Source organism: Micromonospora sp. NPDC049529, from assembly GCF_055586685.1.
In genome coordinates, this window is the sequence record NZ_JBVJHT010000005.1 from 405,565 (window position 1) to 422,691 (window position 17,127).

Annotated in this window: 12 protein-coding genes; 2 read left to right on the forward strand and 10 right to left on the reverse strand. The window is 70.8% G+C overall.

What is annotated here, in order from left to right:
- Positions 1-155: 155 nt before the first annotated feature.
- From gcl to ACZ6QQ_RS11260, 4 genes are all read right to left on the reverse strand, one after another.
- The gene (gcl, locus tag ACZ6QQ_RS11245) at positions 156-1,868 is read right to left on the reverse strand and encodes a glyoxylate carboligase (protein ID WP_465875827.1); all 1,713 of its coding nucleotides are present in this window, start codon (positions 1,866-1,868) and stop codon (positions 156-158) included.
- An 81-nt stretch (positions 1,869-1,949) separates the two neighbouring features.
- Entirely contained in the window at positions 1,950-2,786 is an 837-nt protein-coding gene (locus ACZ6QQ_RS11250) for a hydroxypyruvate isomerase family protein (RefSeq protein WP_465875828.1), read from the reverse strand.
- Positions 2,787-2,894: 108 nt separating this feature from the next.
- On the reverse strand, positions 2,895-4,436 hold the full coding sequence (locus ACZ6QQ_RS11255; RefSeq protein ID WP_465875829.1) for an aldehyde dehydrogenase family protein: 1,542 nt from the start codon (positions 4,434-4,436) through the stop codon (positions 2,895-2,897).
- Positions 4,437-4,755: 319 nt separating this feature from the next.
- Entirely contained in the window at positions 4,756-5,757 is a 1,002-nt protein-coding gene (locus ACZ6QQ_RS11260) for a 2-dehydropantoate 2-reductase (protein ID WP_465875830.1), read from the reverse strand.
- 236 nt (positions 5,758-5,993) lie between these two features.
- On the opposite strand from ACZ6QQ_RS11260, the gene ACZ6QQ_RS11265 reads away from it, so the two are divergent.
- On the forward strand, positions 5,994-6,815 hold the full coding sequence (locus ACZ6QQ_RS11265) for a TrmH family RNA methyltransferase (RefSeq protein ID WP_465875831.1): 822 nt from the start codon (positions 5,994-5,996) through the stop codon (positions 6,813-6,815).
- Positions 6,816-6,821: 6 nt separating this feature from the next.
- Here ACZ6QQ_RS11265 and selD read toward each other — a convergent pair whose 3' ends face one another.
- From selD to ACZ6QQ_RS11280, 3 genes are all read right to left on the reverse strand, one after another.
- Positions 6,822-7,829 carry a selenide, water dikinase SelD gene (gene selD / locus ACZ6QQ_RS11270; protein ID WP_465875832.1) on the reverse strand — a complete coding sequence of 336 codons (1,008 nt, stop codon included), beginning with the start codon at positions 7,827-7,829 and terminating at the stop codon, positions 6,822-6,824.
- 149 nt (positions 7,830-7,978) lie between these two features.
- Positions 7,979-9,136: an NAD-dependent formate dehydrogenase gene (locus ACZ6QQ_RS11275; protein WP_465875833.1), complete on the reverse strand. Its 1,158-nt coding sequence runs from the start codon at positions 9,134-9,136 to the stop codon at positions 7,979-7,981.
- Positions 9,137-9,312: 176 nt separating this feature from the next.
- Positions 9,313-10,290, reverse strand: coding sequence for a LysR family transcriptional regulator (locus tag ACZ6QQ_RS11280; protein WP_465875834.1), 978 nt, complete (start codon positions 10,288-10,290; stop codon positions 9,313-9,315).
- A gap of 203 nt (positions 10,291-10,493) precedes the next feature.
- Here ACZ6QQ_RS11280 and sthA point away from each other — a divergent pair, with 203 nt between their 5' ends.
- Complete coding sequence (gene sthA / locus ACZ6QQ_RS11285; RefSeq protein ID WP_465875835.1) at positions 10,494-11,897, forward strand: Si-specific NAD(P)(+) transhydrogenase; 1,404 nt, start codon at positions 10,494-10,496, stop codon at positions 11,895-11,897.
- A 10-nt stretch (positions 11,898-11,907) separates the two neighbouring features.
- Here the strand turns inward: sthA and meaB are convergent, their stop codons facing one another.
- Genes meaB through ACZ6QQ_RS11300 form a run of 3 tightly spaced genes read right to left on the reverse strand, consistent with a single transcriptional unit; the run spans position 11,908 to position 16,960 of the window.
- Positions 11,908-12,900, reverse strand: a complete 993-nt coding sequence (gene meaB / locus ACZ6QQ_RS11290) for a methylmalonyl Co-A mutase-associated GTPase MeaB (RefSeq protein ID WP_465875836.1) — start codon at positions 12,898-12,900, stop codon at positions 11,908-11,910.
- Positions 12,897-15,104: a methylmalonyl-CoA mutase gene (gene scpA / locus ACZ6QQ_RS11295; protein WP_465875837.1), complete on the reverse strand. Its 2,208-nt coding sequence runs from the start codon at positions 15,102-15,104 to the stop codon at positions 12,897-12,899. Before scpA ends, meaB begins: the two co-directional genes overlap by 4 nt.
- Positions 15,104-16,960: a methylmalonyl-CoA mutase family protein gene (locus ACZ6QQ_RS11300; protein WP_465875838.1), complete on the reverse strand. Its 1,857-nt coding sequence runs from the start codon at positions 16,958-16,960 to the stop codon at positions 15,104-15,106. The genes scpA and ACZ6QQ_RS11300 overlap by 1 nt, the downstream gene beginning before the upstream one ends.
- Positions 16,961-17,127: the final 167 nt, after the last annotated feature.

The window sequence follows — 17,127 nt, forward strand, 5'->3', positions numbered from 1 at the left end:
CCCCTCCCCCCCCCCCCCCCCCCCCCCCCCCCCCCGGCGGGCGGCGCGTCCGGGCTCGGGTACCGTGGGCCGCGACGTCCACGGGTGCCGGGAGCGCCGCCGGGGGTGGCGGATGTCCGGTGGGACCGGACGGGTCGGTGGGCGCGGGTCGGCGGCTACTCGCCCTCGGGCACCGGCTCGAACTCGTTGACGCGTGCGATGGACAGGCCGTGCGCGGTGTTCGCCTCACGTTCGATCATCACCTCGACCAGCACCGGCCGGCTGGTGCGCTTCGCCTCCTTGCTGGCCCAGGCCAGCGCGTCGCTGATCTCGCCCGGCTCGGTCACCCGGCGACCGGAGCAGCCGTACGCCTCCATGATCTTGACGTTGTCGGTGCCGTACTCGTCGTAGTGGATGTCCACCTCGAAGTTCATGTTGTAGCCGATCTCGGCCTGCCGGATCAGACCCAGGTACTCGTTGTTCAGCATCACCAGCACGAACGGCACGTTGTACTGGGCCGCGACCGCGAGTTCCTCGACCAGGAACTGGAACGAGTAGTCGCCCACCACGCCGACCACCTCGGCGTCGGGCCGGGCCGACTTCACCCCGATCGCCGCCGGGATCTCCCAGCCCAGCGGCCCGGCCTGGCCGCAGACCTGGTAGTGCCGGGGCTTGAAGACGTTCTGGAACTGCCCCGACCAGATCTGGTAGAGACCGATCGCGGTGACGAAGTACGTCTCCGGGCCGAAGAACTCGTTGATCTCCCGGAAGACCCGGGGCGCCTTGATCGGCACCGAGTCGAAGTCGTCCCGGCGGGTCAGCGTCCGGCGCAGCGTACGCACCCGCGACACCCACGCGTCCCGGTCGACCTCGGCACCACGGCGGCGGACCGCGTCGAGCAGGGCGGTCAGGAAGGCGCCGGTGTCCGACACGACACCGAGGTCCGGGCCGAACACCTTGCCGATCTGGGTCGGCTCGATGTCGACGTGGATGAACTTCCGGTCACCGCGGTAGGTCTCCAGGTCACCGGTGTGCCGGTCGCCGAACCGGGCGCCGAGCGCCAGCACCAGGTCGGACTCCAGGAAGGACGCGTTGCCGTAACGCTGGGTGGTCTGGATGCCGGTCATCCCGGCGAACAGGTCGTGGTCCTCCGGAATGGAGCCCTTGCCCATCAGGGTGACCTGGACCGGGATGTTCAGCGTCTCGGCGACCTCGCGCAGCAGGTCGGTGGCCTCGCCGAGGATCACTCCGCCGCCGGCCAGGATCAGCGGCCGCTCGGCGGCGAGCAGCAGGTCCAACGCCCGTTCCACCCGTGGCGGGTGCGGTTCCACCCGGGTCACCGGCAGCGGGGCGTCGATCGTGGCGTCCCACTCGATCTCCTGCCGCTGCACGTCCAGCGGCAGGTCGATCAGGACCGGGCCGGGGCGGCCGGACCGGGCGATCCGGAACGCCTCCCGGAAGATCCAGGGCGCCTGGGCGGCCTCCTTGACCTGCACCGCCCACTTCGTCACCGGCTTGGCGATCTCGACGATGTCGACCGCCTGGAACGCCTCCTGGTGCAGCTTCGTGGTGGGCGCCTGTCCGGTGATGCAGATCATCGGGATCGAGTCCGCCTGCGCGGTGTAGAGCCCGGTGATCATGTTGGTGCCGGCCGGGCCGGAGGTGCCGATCGCGACGCCGACCCGCCCGTTGGTACGGGCCCAGCCGTCGGCCATGTGGGTGGCGCCCTCCTCGTGCCGGACGATGAGGTGCCTGATGTCGCTGTTGCGCAGGGCGGCGTACAGCGGCAGGATGGCGGCGCCGGGGCAGCCGAACGCGATGTCCACGCCCTCCGACGCGAGCACGGCGACCACCGCGTCCATGCAGGGGATCTTGGCCATAGTTTCCATACCTCTCGAATGGGCGGGGCGCCGCTCGGCTCGGCCGGGCGGGGAGACGCTCGGTGGTGGCCGGACGGCGGATGCGGTCAGTCAGTGCCGGGCGGAGGCGCGGCGTTCCCGGGGCAGCCAGCCGAAGCTGTCCTCGCTCCGGCCGAGCGGCTTGTACTCGCAGCCCACGTAGCCCCGGTAGCCGGCCCGTTCGAGCTGGCCGAGCAAGCCGTCGAGGTCGAGCGCGCCGGTGCCGGGCTGGTGGCGACCCGGCGCGTCGGCGATCTGCACGTGACCGATGTGGCCGGTGTGCGTGGTGATCACCTTCTCCAGGTCCTCACCGTTGCTCGCCAGGTGGTACAGGTCGCAGAGCAGCCGTACGTTGTGCTGGCCGGAGCCGACCCGTACCCGGTCGATGACCGCCCGTACGTCGGCGGCGGTGGCCAGCGGGTAGGCCGGGTTCTGCGCGCTGTTGAGCGGCTCGACCAGCACGATCGCGCCGGCCCCGGCGGCCGCCTCGGCCGCCAGCGCCAGGTTCTCGGCGGCCAGGTCGTCCTGGGCGGCCGGATCCACCCCGTCCACCCGGTTGCCGTACAGCGCGTTGAGGGCGCGGCAGCCGGTCGCCTCGGCGATCCCGATCGCCGCGTCGATGTTGGCCCGGAACCGGGCCGAGTTGGCCGGCTGGGAGAGCAGGCCCCGGTCGCCCGAGGCCATGTCACCGGCGTCGAAGTTCAGCCCGACGAGCCGTACCCCGGCCCGGTCGAGCGCGTCGACGAAGGCCGTGACGTCGCGGTCGGCCGGCACCGGCTCGGCGAACGGCCACCAGAACTCGACCGCGTCGAAGCCGGCCTCGGCGGCGGCCGCCGGCCGTTGGAGCAGCGGAAGCTCGGTGAACAGGATGGAGAGGTTCACGTCGAACCGGAGGTCGTGTGCCGTCATGCGTGCGTACTCCTTGCGGACCGGGCCGGCGGGCCGGCTGGTGGGTGGACCGGTGCCGCCGCCCGCGCCGGTCGCGACGGCACGGGCGGCGGCTGGCGGTGGGGGACCTCACACCGCCGGATACCGGGCATGCGAGGGGAAGTTGCCGTACAACCGCTCGTCGGACGGCCCCTCGGTGACGGCGTGGACCAGCAGCGCACCGCCGACGAAGGCACCCCGCCAGGACGCGCCCTTGCCGCCGAAGACCTCCTGCCGGTCACCACGGGACCGGGGCCGGTTCACACCGACCTTGAACGCCTGCAACTCGCCGCCGAGCCGGTACGCGGTCGCCTCGTCGTCACAGGCGATCGAGGCGACCAGCGCCCCGTTGCTGGCGTTCATCGCGGCCAGCAGTTCCGCCTCGGTGTCGACCAGGACGATGGTGTCGACCGGGCCGAACGGCTCGGCGTGGAACAGCGGCGAGGACGGCGGCGGGGCCAGGATCGCGGTCGGCGGCAGGTACGCCGAGGTGTCCTGCCCCGGCAGGAAGTGACCGCCGTCGAGCGAGCCCCGGTAGATCGGTACCCCGCCCTTGGCGATCGCCTCGTTCACCGCGTCGTTGAGTTCCTTGACCTTGGCGTCCTTGATCAGCGGCCCGAAGTCGAGCTCGGGGAAGTCCTCCTGTCCGGGCTCGACCGCCAGCGGGTGCCCGAACCGCACCCCGCGCACCGCCGGCAGGTACGCGGCCAGGAACTCGTCGAACAGCGAGCGCTGCACCACGTACCGGGGGTAGGCGGTGCACCGCTGCTTGGCGTACTCGAAGGACTTGCGCACGTTGGCGGTGAGCAGGTCCCAGTCGCTGAACTCCCACACCCCCCAGCAGTTGAGTCCCTCCTGTTCGAGCACGTGCCGCTTGTCGGAGTCGACCAGTCCGGCGGCCACCCGGCTGCCGACGTCGCGGCCACCGACGAAGAAGACACAGCCGATCTCCGGTGCGGCGACCAGCACCGAGGAGAGTTCGGCACCGCCGCCGCTGATCAGGGTGAACGGCAGGTCGTGCCGGGCGGCGAGGGCCACGGCCAGGGTCAGGCAGCTCACCCCGCCGTCCGAGGGCGCCTTGGCGATCACCGCGTTGCCGGCCAGGGCCTGGACCAGCATCGCGTGCATGATGACGCTCATCGGGTAGTTCCAGCTGGCGATGTTGCTCACCGGGCCGGGCAGCGGGGTCCGGCCGTCGAGCATGTCGTCGATCTCGTCGACGTACCAGCGGACGCCCTCGATGCACCGGTCGACGTCGGCCCGCGCCAGCCGCCACGGCTTGCCGATCTCCCAGACCAGCAGCAGGGCGAGCAGGTCCCGGTGCTCGGTCAGGGCGTCCAGCGCCGCACCCACCCGGGCCTTGCGGGTGGCCAGCGGTAGGGCGGACCAGGTCCGGTGGGTGTCGAGGGACGCGCGGACCGCGGCGGTCGCGATCTCCCCGGTCACCCGTGGCGGGCCGGCGATGGGCGTCCCGTCGACGGGCGAGGTGGCCGGGGCGGGCACCCCGTCGGGTTGCCAGCGGCCGGCCCAGTAGTTGTGGAGGCGGCCGTCGCGGAACGCCTCGGGTGCCACCTGCTGGCAGCGGGAGTAAACGTCTGACCAGGCGGTGCCAGGCTTGAGGATCAGGGGCACGGGAGCCTCCAGGGCGTCGGGTGTCCTGCGGATGTGCTGGCGCGCCGGGTCGCGTCAGGCGTCTGGTACGCCGAGGACGCCGGCGTCGCGCCGCTGGCTGGCCGGCACCGGATCCCGGTGTTCACGGCTGAGGCCAATGCGCGTACTGCATACAGTATGCGGTCGGCTGACCCAGTGCAAGGCTTCGGTCGGCGGACAGCAGCTTCTGGCGTGCGGTTTCACGGCAGTCCCGGTGCCGTTCGGCGCACCGTCGGAGGTGGAGCGGGGGAGGGCGGGAGTCACCGGGGGCGAGGCCGGTCCCGCATCGGCGGCCGGTGGATCAGGCCGCGTTCACGCTGGGTGCCGCCGTACGCCGGGCCACGGACCTGGCCAGCAGTTCGGTGGCGGCATAGACGGTACGCAGCGTGGGTGCCGGGGCGCTGGTGATGTCGGCCATCTCCACCACGGCCGCGACGATCGCGTCGAGTTCCAGTTCCTTGCCCGCCTCCAGGTCCTGCAACATGGAGGTCTTGTGGTGGCCGACCCGCTGCGCACCGTCGATCCGCTTGGCGATGGAGATCTCCGGGTTGCTGCCGACCCGGGCGGCGATGTCCAGCGTCTCCTCCATCATCTGCGCGACCACCTGGCGGGTGCCCGGGTTCTCGCAGATCTCGATCATCGTCGCCCGGGTCAGGGCGCTGATCGGGTTCAGGGAGACGTTGCCCATCAACTTGATCCAGATGTCGTCCCGCAGGCGCGGTTCGACCGGGCACTTGAGACCGCCGGCGATCATCGCGGCGCTGAACTCCGTACAGCGTCGGGAGATCGTCCCGTCGGGTTCGCCGATCGAGAACCGGGTCCCCTCCAGGTGCCGGATGACTCCGGGTGACTCGATCACCGTGGCCGGATAGACCACGCAACCGATGGCCCGCTCCGGCTCCATCACCGCCGAGGTCTGCCCGTCTGGGTCCACCGCCTGGATGCGCTGGTTCTCGTACGGCCCGTGCAGCTTGTGGAAGTACCACCACGGAATGCCGTTCTGCGCGGCGATCAGTGCGGTGTGCGGCCCCAGCAACGGGGCGAGCAGGGGCCCCGCCGAGGCGTACGAGTGCGCCTTGAGGCCCAGGAACACGTAGTCCACCGGCCCGACGGAGGCCGGGTCGTCGGTGGCGTGCGGATGTGCCGAGAAGTCCCCTCGGGGACTGAGGATCCGAACTCCGTTCTGTTGCAGGGCGGCCAGGTGCGCACCGCGGGCGATGAGGTGGACGTCCACTCCGGCACGGCAGAGGGCCGCGCCAACGTAGGCGCCGATGGCGCCGGCTCCGAGCACTGCGACTCGCACGGGCTGCTCCCTTCGAGCGCACACAAAAAGACCAGGCTTCTGTATGCGTTATGGGGAGTACAGTATGCAATAGGGGTTCGTCACTGACAAGCCTCGGTGGCCGGCGCCCGCAACGGGCGCCGCTGACGCCTTGCCCCGGCACGCCCGCTGTAGGGTCAGCTGCGACGGCATGCCGCCACCCGGCACCCGCGCGACGGACGCGGTCGGGGGCGCCGGCGAGGAGGCAAGTCCACAGCGTGGCGAAGACGTTGAAGATCACGACCCGGAACGCGAGCTTCCAGCAGTGGCAGGCGCTGCTGACCAACCGCACCAAGCGCCAGCGGGCGGGCGAGTTCCTGGTCCAGGGGGTACGCCCGATCACCCTGGCGGTACAGCACGGCTGGACCATCCGGGCCCTGCTGCACCCGTACGGCCAGGGGTTGTCCCGGTGGGGCCGCGACCTGCTCGACCGGGTCGACGCCACCCGGGTGGTGCTGGCGCCGGAGCTGATGCGCGAACTCGGCGGCAAGGACGACGAGTCACCGGAACTGCTCGCCGTCGTGGAACTGCCCCCCGACCGCCTCGACCGCCTGCCCGAACGGGCCGACCTGCTGGCGGTGGTCTTCGACCGGCCGACCACACCGGGCAACATCGGCACCCTGGTCCGCTCCGCCGACGCGTTCGGCGCCAGCGGAGTCGTGATCACCGGACATGCGGCCGACCCCTACGACCCGAAGGCGGTCCGGGCCAGCACCGGCTCGCTCTTCGCGACCCCGGTGGTCCGGGTCGCCACCCACCGCGAGGTGGTCGACTGGGTGGCCGCCCTACGCGGCCGGAACCTGCCGGTGCAGATCGTCGGCACCGACGAGAACGGTGAGGTCGACGTCGCCGAACACAACCTCACCGGACCCACGGTCGTGCTCGTCGGCAACGAGACCCACGGGCTCAGCGGCGCCTGGCGGGAGGCGGCCGACCGGACCGTCCGGATCCCGATCACCGGCGCCGCCAGCTCGTTGAACGCGGCGGCGGCCGGCACGGTCGTCCTCTACGAGGCCGCCCGCCAGCGGGCGCGGGGATAGCCGGGCTCAGCGTACGACGATAGTGTGGCCGCCCCGGCGCGGCACGAGCTGCCCGATCACCGGATGGCCGGGCAGCTCGCCGGCGACCAGCAGCCCGCCGGAGGTCTGGGCGTCGGCGAGCAGCAGCGCCTCGTCCGCGTCCACCGCGTCGAGGTCGACGTGCGGGCGTACCCAGTCGAGGTTGCGCCGGGTCCCGCCGCTGACGTAACCCTGCGCGAGCGACTCGCGGGCCCCGTCCAGGTACGGCACCGCCGCCGCGTCGAGCTCGGCGGTGACCCCGCTCGCCCTGGCCAGCTTGTGCAGGTGCCCCAGCAGGCCGAAGCCGGTGACGTCGGTCGCGCAGACGGCGCCGGCCGAAAGCGCCGCGCGGGAGGCGTCGGCGTTGAGTGTGGTCATCAGCGCGATCGCCTCCGGGAACACCTCGCCGGTGCTCTTGTGCCGGTTGTTGAGCACCCCGACACCGAGCGGCTTGGTCAGGGTCAACGGCACGCCGGCCCGACCGGCGTCGTTACGCAGCAGCCGCTCCGGATCGGCCAGACCGGTCACGGCCATGCCGTACTTCGGCTCCGGATCGTCCACACTGTGCCCACCGGCGACGTGGCAGCCGGCCGCCGCCGCGACGTCGAGACCACCTCGGAGCACCTCGCGGGCCAGGTCGAACGGCAGTACGTCACGCGGCCAGCCGAGCAGGTTCACCGCCACCACCGGCCGCCCACCCATGGCGTAGACGTCGGAGAGCGCGTTCGCCGCCGCGATCCGACCCCAGTCGTACGGGTCGTCGACGACCGGGGTGAAGAAGTCGGCGGTGCAGACCAGCGCACCGGCCCCGGTGAGTACGACGGCGGCGTCGTCACCGTCGTCGAGCCCCACCAGCAGGGTGCCGGTCTCGGTGCCGACCGGCGGCTCGGGGCGGGTCAGGCCGGCGACGATCTCCTCCAGCTCACCCGGCGGGATCTTGCAGGCGCACCCTCCACCGTGGGCGTACTGGGTGAGCCTGACCGTGGCCATCGTCATGCGTCCCAGTCTATGCCCGGCGAGCCGCCGAAATGCCTCTTCAGGCAGGTCAGCGCAGGTCCGGTCGCGGGCCCGACGCCCTGGACGGCGCAGGCCGGCGGGGGGACCACCGGACTACGCCGTCGCGGGGCGGTTACCGCGCGGGGGACCTATGCCGCGCTGTACGAGTGCTGGCCCGTCCCGGCCAGACTCCCGCCGTCAACGATCAGGTACTCGTCCCGGATCGGCCGACCCTGGAAGTAGGACTCCAGGATCTCGCGGGTGCCGGCGGCGTACCGCGCCTGCGCCGACAACGTGGTGCCGGACGTGTGCGGTGTCATGCCGTGGTGCGGCATCGTCCGCCACGGGTGGTCGGCCGGTGCCGGCTGCGGGTACCACACGTCGCCCGCGTAGCCGGCGAGCTGACCGGACTCCAGCGCCCGTACCACCGCGTCCCGGTCGACGATCTTCCCCCGGGCGGTGTTGATCAGGTACGACCCCCGCCGCATCTTGCCCAGCAGCGCGTCGTCGAACATGTTCTCGGTCTCCGGGTGCAGCGGGCAGTTGATCGTCACCACGTCGCAGACCCGGACCATCGACTCGGCGTCCGGGTGCCAGGTGAGGTTCAGCTCCGCCTCGATCTCCGGGGCGAGGCGGTGCCGGTCGGTGTAGTGCAGCGCCACGTCGAACGGCTTGAGCCGGCGCAGTACCGCCAGGCCGATCCGGCCGGCGGCGACCGTACCGACCGCCATCGCCTCCAGGTCGTAGGCGCGGGCCGAGCAGTCGGCGATGTTCCAGCCGCCGTCGCGTACCCACTGGTGCGACGGGAGGTAGTTGCGGACCAGCGACAGGGTCATCATGACCACGTGCTCGGCCACGCTGATGCTGTTGGAGTAGGTCACCTCGGCGACCGTGATGCCGCGCTCGATCGCGGCGGACAGGTCGACGTGGTCCGAGCCGATCCCGGCGGTGACGGCCAGCCTCAGCTTCGGCGCCTTGGCGATCCGCTCCGCGGTCAGGTACGCCGGCCAGAACGGCTGGGAGATGACGATCTCGGCGTCGGCGAGCTCCCGCTCGAACACCGAGTCGGGGCCCTCCTTGTCGGAGGTGACGACCAGGGTGTGGCCCTGCGATTCGAGATAGGACCGCAGGCCGAGCTCGCCGGAGACGCTGCCGAGCAGCTCACCCGGCGTAAAGTCGATCTTCTCCGGGCTCGGTACGGTCTGACCGCCGGGATAGTGGTTGATCTGCGGCACACTGTCCCGGGCGTAGGAAGTCGGGTATCCGGTGACCGGGTCGTCGTAGAGCACGCACAGCACTTTCGCCATGAGCGGTTCCTCTTCTCACTGCGATGGGGACGGACGGCGGTCCGGAAATGGAAAGGGCGGAATGGTGTCGCCCGATGGTGGGTGGATTTCCGTGGCCGCTTCCTGAACACGTCCCAGCCTGCGCCGCGTACCCGCCGGTCACAATGAGCAGTTCCCGAACGGCCGATCGGCGGAACCTATCGAGACAGGTCGGTGCCAATGTCGCCGACGGAGTTCGATCCGGTGGCCGCGAAGGTTCCGGCCGGGACCAGGTCGTCCAGGCTGCGTTGCAGGTCGAGGCCCTCCGCGACGTGCAGCAGTGCGCTGGCCACCAGCGGGGGAGGGTCGCGGTCGAGTACCACCAGCCCGACGGTGCTGGTCGCGGTCGGTCCGGTCAGCGGCAGCACGCGGGTGCCCGGTGGTACGCCGAGCAGGCAGAGCCAGGCCTGCGGGATCACGCTCGCCCAGCGTCCACCGCGTACGTGCGAGCAGAGAGTGGAGATCGAGTTCGTCTCCATCCGGGGGGTGACCTCGACCCCGGCCCGGTGGAACAGTCCGTCGAGGATGCGCCGGTTCTGCATGTCCGGGGTGAGCAGGCAGAGCGGTAGCCGGGCCACCTCGGCCCAACCGACCTCGGTCCGGCCGGCGAAGTCGCCGTTCTCGGTGGTGAGCAGGACGTACCGCTCGTCGTAGAGGGGGACGGTCCGGAATCCGGTCAGCGGCTCGCCGGTCAGATAGGTGAGTCCGGCGTCGAGTTCGAAGTCGGTCAGCCGGCGCAGGATCTCGTCCGAGGTCAGGGAGAGCACGGTGAGGCTGGTCCCCGGATGGCGGTCGCAGAACGGGCCGGTGAGCAGGGAGACCGGCGGCAGCGAGGCCGGTACGGCACCCAGTCGCAACTGTCCGGTCAGCCCCTCGTGGCTGGTCCGGCCGAAGTCGGCCAGGAGCTGCTCCCGGTCGGCGAGCACCCGGCGGGACCAGGCAAGCAGCCGTTCGCCCTCCGGGGTGAAGCCCTCGAAGCGGTTTCCCCGCCGGACCACCGCCACCCCGAACTCCGCCTCCAGCTTGCGGATGCCGTCCGACAGCGTGGGCTGGCTGACCCAGCAGGCCGCCGCCGCCCGTCCGAAGTGGCCCTCCCGCGCCAGTGCGGTCAGGTATTCGAGGTGCCGGAGGAACACCGGGTACCCACCCTTCGCCGTGTCGGGAACACTCGTCGGAAAGCATCCCACCCCCGCGCCGCCGCCCGCTTCCGTCATTCACCTAGCCTCCTAGGACGCACTAGGGGTGGTGGGGTGGGTCTCCCGTCTCGATTGAGGCAACAGATGAGGGTCGTTCGCGTACGGCATAGTCAATAGAAACCTGATCTTGAAACACTGTGACGGTGTATGACTTCGATCTCCTCGTACTCGGTTCCGGTCCCGGCGGACAGAAGGCGGCGGTCGCGGCGGCGAAGCTCGGCCGGCGGGTGGCCGTCGTCGAGCGCGTCGACATGGTCGGTGGCGTCTGCATCAACACCGGCACCATCCCGTCGAAGACGCTGCGCGAGGCCGTCCTCTACCTGACCGGCCTCAGCCAGCGGGAGACCTACGGCCAGAGCTACCGGCTCAAGGACGACATCACGGTGGCCGACCTCGCCGCCCGTACCCAGCACGTGATCAAGCGCGAGATCGACGTCATCCGCAGCCAACTGTCCCGCAACCGGATCCGGCTGATCGGCGGCACCGGCCGGTTCGCCGACCCGCACACGATCATCGTCACCGACCACAACGGACGCGAGACGGCGGTCACCGCAGCGAAGATCGTGATCGCGGTGGGCACCCGTCCGGCCCGCCCCGACGGAGTCGCGTTCGACGAACGTACGGTGGTCGACTCCGACGGCATCCTCAACCTCGAACAGGTGCCCGGCTCGATGGTGGTCGTCGGCGCGGGCGTGATCGGCATCGAGTACGCCTCGATGTTCGCCGCGCTCGGCACCAAGGTCACCGTGGTCGAACGACGCGACCGGATGCTCGACTTCTGCGACCTGGAAATCGTCGAGGCGCTCAAGTACCACCTGCGGGACCTCGCCGTGACGTTCCGGTTCGGCGAGGCGGTGGCGTCGGTGGAACGGCACCCGCGCGGCGCGATCGCCGTGCTGGAGAGCGGGAAGCGGATCGCCGCGGACACCGTGATGTACTCCGCCGGACGGCAGGGGACCGCCGACGCCCTCGCGCTGGAGCAGGCCGGACTGAGCGCGGACGCGCGCGGACGGATCAAGGTCGACGAGTGGTTCCGCAGCGACGTACCGCACATCTACGCCGTCGGTGACGTGATCGGCTTCCCCGCGCTCGCCTCGACCTCGATGGAGCAGGGCCGGTTGGCCGGACACCACGCCTGCGACGAGCCGGTACGGGAACTCTCCCAGCAGCAGCCGATCGGGATCTACTCGATTCCGGAGATCAGCTTCATCGGCCGGACCGAGGACGAGCTCACCGCCGCGCGGGTGCCGTTCGAGGTGGGCGTTGCCCGCTACCGGGAACTCGCCCGAGGACAGATCATCGGCGACTCGTACGGCATGCTCAAGCTGCTCGTCTCGCCATCCGACCGGACCCTGCTCGGGGTGCACATCTTCGGCACCGACGCCACCGAACTCGTCCACATCGGGCAGGCGGTGATGGGCTGCAACGGCAGCGTCGACTACCTGGTCGACGCCGTGTTCAACTACCCGACGCTGGCCGAGGCGTACAAGGTCGCCGCACTCGACGCGATGAACAAGCTCCGGCACATCGCCCAGCTACCCGGCTGAGCCGGCGGGTTCAGGCGCGACCGGTGAAGGCGGCCAACAGGCGCTCGGCGGCCAGTGTCGGGGTGAGGCTGCCGTCGAGGACCCGACGTTCGAGGTCCGGGGCGAGCGCGGTCACCGCCGGGTGTTCGCGCAGTTCGTCGAGGAGCCCCGCCCGGACCATCGCCCACAGCCAGCCCACCTGCTGGCTGCGGCGCCGGGCGGCCAGCTCACCGGAGGCGCGTTGGGTCTCCTGGTGCCGGACCAGGTGCTCCCACACCTCGGTCAGCCCGGTGCCCTCCAGTGCGCTACAGGTCAGCACGGGCGGCTGCCAGCCGGCTTCGCCCGTACGCAACAGCCGTAACGCCCCGCCCAGTTCGCGGGCGGCGGCTCGGGCGTCGTTGGCGTGCGGACCGTCGGCCTTGTTGACCGCGATCACGTCGGCGAGTTCGAGCACCCCCTTCTTGATCCCCTGGAGCTGGTCACCGGTTCGGGCCAGGGCGAGGAGCAGGAAGGAGTCGACCATCTCGGCGACCGTGGTCTCGGACTGCCCGACCCCCACGGTCTCCACCAGCACCACGTCGTAACCGGCGGCCTCCACCACGACCATCGCCTCGCGGGTCGCCTTCGCCACGCCGCCGAGGGTGCCCGCGGTGGGGGAGGGGCGGACGAACGCCGCCGGATCCGTGGCCAGCCGTGTCATCCGGGTCTTGTCGCCGAGGATGCTGCCACCGGTACGGGTCGACGACGGATCCACCGCCAGCACCGCCACCCGGTGCCCCTCGCCGGTCAGGTGGCTGCCCAGCGCGTCGATGAAGGTCGACTTGCCGACCCCCGGTACGCCGGTGATGCCCACCCGTCGAGCCTTGCCCGAGTGCGGGGTGAGGGCGACCAGCAGTTGCTGGGCCAGCGCGCGGTGGTCCACGCGCCGCGACTCCACCAGGGTGATCGCCCGCGCGATCCAGGCGGGTGTGCCGGCGAGCACCCCGGCGGTGTAGTCGTCGACGTCCGGCATCGATCGGGTCATGCGGCGGTCGGGTGGCCGAGTCGTTTGGCGAGTTCGGTGAGTAGGTCGAGTGCGGCGTCGGGGATGACGGTTCCGGGTGGGAAGATCGCGGCTGCTCCGGCGGCCCGGAGCGGGTCGAAGTCCTGTTCGGGGATGACGCCACCGACGATGATCATGATGTCGGGTCGGCCGAGCGTCGTGAGTTCGTCGCGCAGCGCCGGTACGAGGGTGAGGTGGCCGGCGGCGAGGGAGTTGACGCCGACGATGTGGACGTCGGCCTCGACGGCCTGCCGGGCGACCTCGGCCGGAGTCTGGAACAGCGGGCCGACGTCGACGTCGAAGCCGAGGTCGGCGAAGGCGGTCGCGATGACCTTCTGCCCCCGGTCGTGCCCGTCCTGACCCATCTTCGCGATCAGGATCCGGGGTTGGCGTCCCTCGGCGTCGGCGAACGCGGCGGTGGCGGCCCTGGTCTGTTCGATGGAGGTGTTGTTGCCGGCCTCGTTCCGGTACACACCGGTGATCGTACGGATCTGTGCGGTGTGTCGGCCGTAGACATCCTCAAGGGCGTCGGAGATCTCTCCGACGGTGGCTTTCGCGCGGGCGGCGTCCACGGCGAGGGCGAGCAGGTTGCGGCTCAGGTCGCCCTGGCCGGCCGGTCCGGCGGCGGCCGCGTTACGGAGGGCGTCGAGGGCGGTGGCCCAGGCCTGCGGGTCGCGTTCGGCGCGTAGACGGCGGAGTTTGTCGAGTTGTTCGGCGCGGACGGCGGTGTTGTCGACGCGGAGGACGTCGATGGGTTCGGTGGTGGTGGGGCGGTAGGTGTTGACGCCGATGACGGGTTGCCGGCCGGAGTCGATCCGGGCCTGGGTACGGGCGGCCGCCTCCTCGATGCGCAGCTTGGGGATGCCGGCGTTGATCGCGGCGGCCATCCCGCCCGCGGCCTCGACCTCCTGGACGTGTTCCCAGGCGCGGGTGGCGAGGTCGTGAGTGAGGCGTTCGACGTAGGCGCTGCCGCCCCACGGGTCGATCACCCCGGTGGTGCCGGACTCCTGGGCGATGACGAGTTGGGTGTTGCGGGCGATGCGGGCGGAGAAGTCCGTGGGTAGGGCGAGGGCTTCGTCGAGGGCGTTGGTGTGCAGGGACTGGGTGTGGCCCTGGGTGGCGGCCATCGCTTCGACGCAGGTGCGGATGACGTTGTTGTAGACGTCCTGGGCGGTCAGCGACCAGCCGGAGGTTTGGCAGTGCGTCCGCAGTGACAACGACTTCGGGTTCTTCGGCTCGAACTCGCGGACCAGTTTGGCCCAGAGGAGACGGGCGGCGCGGAGTTTCGCGACCTCCATGAAGAAGTTCATGCCGATGGCCCAGAAGAACGAGAGTCTGGGGGCGAAGGCGTCGATGTGCAGGCCGGCGCCCCGGCCCGCGCGCAGGTATTCGATGCCGTCGGCGAGGGTGTAGGCGAGTTCGAGGTCGGCGGTCGCGCCGGCTTCCTGGATGTGGTAGCCGGAGATCGAGATCGAGTTGAACCGGGGCATCCTGGCCGAGGTGTAGGCGAAGATGTCGGAGATGATCCGCATCGATGGTTCGGGTGGGTAGATGTAGGTGTTGCGGACCATGAACTCTTTCAGGATGTCGTTCTGGATCGTCCCGGACAGTTGCTCCGGTGCCACACCCTGTTCCTCGGCGGCGACGATGTATAACGCGAGGACGGGCAGGACGGCGCCGTTCATGGTCATCGACACGCTCATCCGGTCCAGCGGGATCCCGTCGAACAACTCCCGCATGTCCAGGATGGAGTCGATCGCGACCCCGGCCATGCCGACGTCGCCGACGACTCTGGGGTGGTCGGAGTCGTAGCCCCGGTGTGTCGGCAGGTCGAACGCCACCGACAGGCCCTTCTGCCCCGCGGCGAGGTTCCGCCGGTAGAACGCGTTCGACTGCTGCGCGGTGGAGAACCCCGCGTACTGGCGGATCGTCCACGGCTGGGTGGTGTACATCGTCGGATACGGACCCCGCACGAACGGGGCGATGCCCGGGTAGGTGTGCAGGAAGTCCAGGCCGTCGAGGTCGGCGGCGGTGTAGAGCGGGGGAACGGTGATCCCCTCCGGGGTCTCCCACCCCAACGCCTCCGGGTCGGTGCCCGTCTGTTCGCGGACCGCATCCGCCCACCGAGTCCGGTCCACCACCGGTTCCGGTGTGCCGAGGTCCAGGTTCGAGAAGTCCGGGATCATCACGCCACCCCCACATCATCCAGCGTCATGTCGATTACCCGTACCGCGTCGCAGCCGGCGAACAGGTAGGAGTCCACACCGTCCCACTCGCCGGGCGGACCGGCCAGCCACACCCGCCGCGCCCCAGCGGCCGCCAACGCTGTCGCGACCGGAGCAGCCAACGTCGCGTACGCCTTGTCGGTGCCGCAGAGGCAGGCGACGGTGGCACCGCTGGCGGTGAACGCGGCGGCGATCTCGTCGGGGTCGGTTCCGGGGCCGCTGCGGGTCGTGACGATTCCACCGGCGGCGAACAGATTCGCCGCGAACGACGCCCGACCGGTGTGCGCGGCGATCGGGCCGAGGGTGGCCAGGAACACGGTCGGGACGCTGCCGGTGGCCGTCGTGTGGGCGTCGGCCCGGTCACGCAGGTTCTCGAACAGTTCGGCGTAACGATGCGACGGCAGACCACCACCCTGCGGCGCCGGTGCCGGGGCGCGGACCGGCCGACGCTCCTCCAGGTTCGGAAACTCACTCACACCGGTGATCGGATCCCGCCGGTGGGCGAGGTTCTCCGCCCGCCGGTCCCACGTCGCCGCCAACCGGTCGGCGACCAGGCCGCTGTCCAGGGCGGCAGCCATACCACCGGCACGCTCGATCTCGGTAAACCATGCCCAGGCGGCCTGGGCAAGATCCTCGGTCAGGCGCTCCACGTACCAGGATCCGCCCGCCGGATCGACAACGCGGCCGACGTTCGCCTCGGCCAGCAACAACGACTGGGTATTGCGGGCGATCCGCCGACTGAACCCGTCCGGCAACCCGAGCCGGGCGTCGAACGGCGCCACGGTGACCGCGTCCGCACCACCGACCCCGGCAGCGAAGCAGGCGAGGGTGGTACGGAGCATGTTCACCCACGGATCACGAGCGGTCATCATCGCCGCCGACGTGACCGCGTGCTGACGCTGCCCACCAGCGCCCGGCGCCCCACACACCTGCGCCACCCGAGCCCACAACCGCCGGGCAGCACGCAGCTTCGCGATCGTCAGAAACTGGTCAGCGGACGCCGCGTAACGGAACTCCAGTTGGCCCAGAGCGGCGGCGGGATCGAGACCGGCGTCGGTCAACGCCCGCAGGTACGCGATTCCGGCCGCGACCGAACACCCCAGCTCCTCCGCGTCACTACCACCGGCGTCATGGAAGACCGTCGCGTCCACGGTCACCGCCCGCAGACCGGGGTACCCGGCCGCACACCGGGCGCCCAGGGTGGCGACGAGCCCCAGGTCGGCGACCTCACCGGTACGAGCCCGCCAACCCAACGGATCAGCACCGAGGTTCCCACTCAACCGCGCCGGAGCCACATCCGCCCGATCGGCCAACGCGAACAGTGCCGCAGCCGCCTGCTCGCTCGCGGGACCGGCGTCCAGCACCAGCCCCACCAGATCGAGATACACCCCGTCGAGCGCGGCCGGCAGCGCCGTCGGGTCCAGGCCCCCCGGACTCAGGGCCAGCCAGATCGACGTGCCGCCGTTCTCCAGGTCGGCCAGGATCGCCTCGTTCGTCGCGACCGGATCCGGATCCGCGTGACGTTGCCGGACGTCCCAGCCCGAGCGGACTGGTCCGGTCGGCTGACCGCCACGGGTGAACGGCGGTAGTCCGGGCAGGCCGGCCGGTGCCGGAGCGTCCTCGGCGGTGTATAACGGCAGGACGCGTACGCCGTCGTACGTGGTCCGGCCCAGCAGGTCGTCGACCGCTTCGGGATCGGTGTTCTCGTCGGCCGCGCCGCTCTTGCGCAGCACGGCGAGCGCCAACTCCTGCCACTGGGCCTGCGTCGCGGGTGCGAAATCAGCGGCCAGGCTCGGCTCTCCTGGTGACCGGGTCATGGACGGAGACTAAGGGTGGCGTCCGGCGGCCCGCTCACCGGTGGGTGGGCCGGCATCTCAACCTGAACCTAACACCGCCAAACATCCCATATCGGGCATTCCTTCCGCTCGGCGGAAGAGCTGCCGAGCGCGGGCCGGATTGACGGGTCGGACGGTGGGTAAGCGCC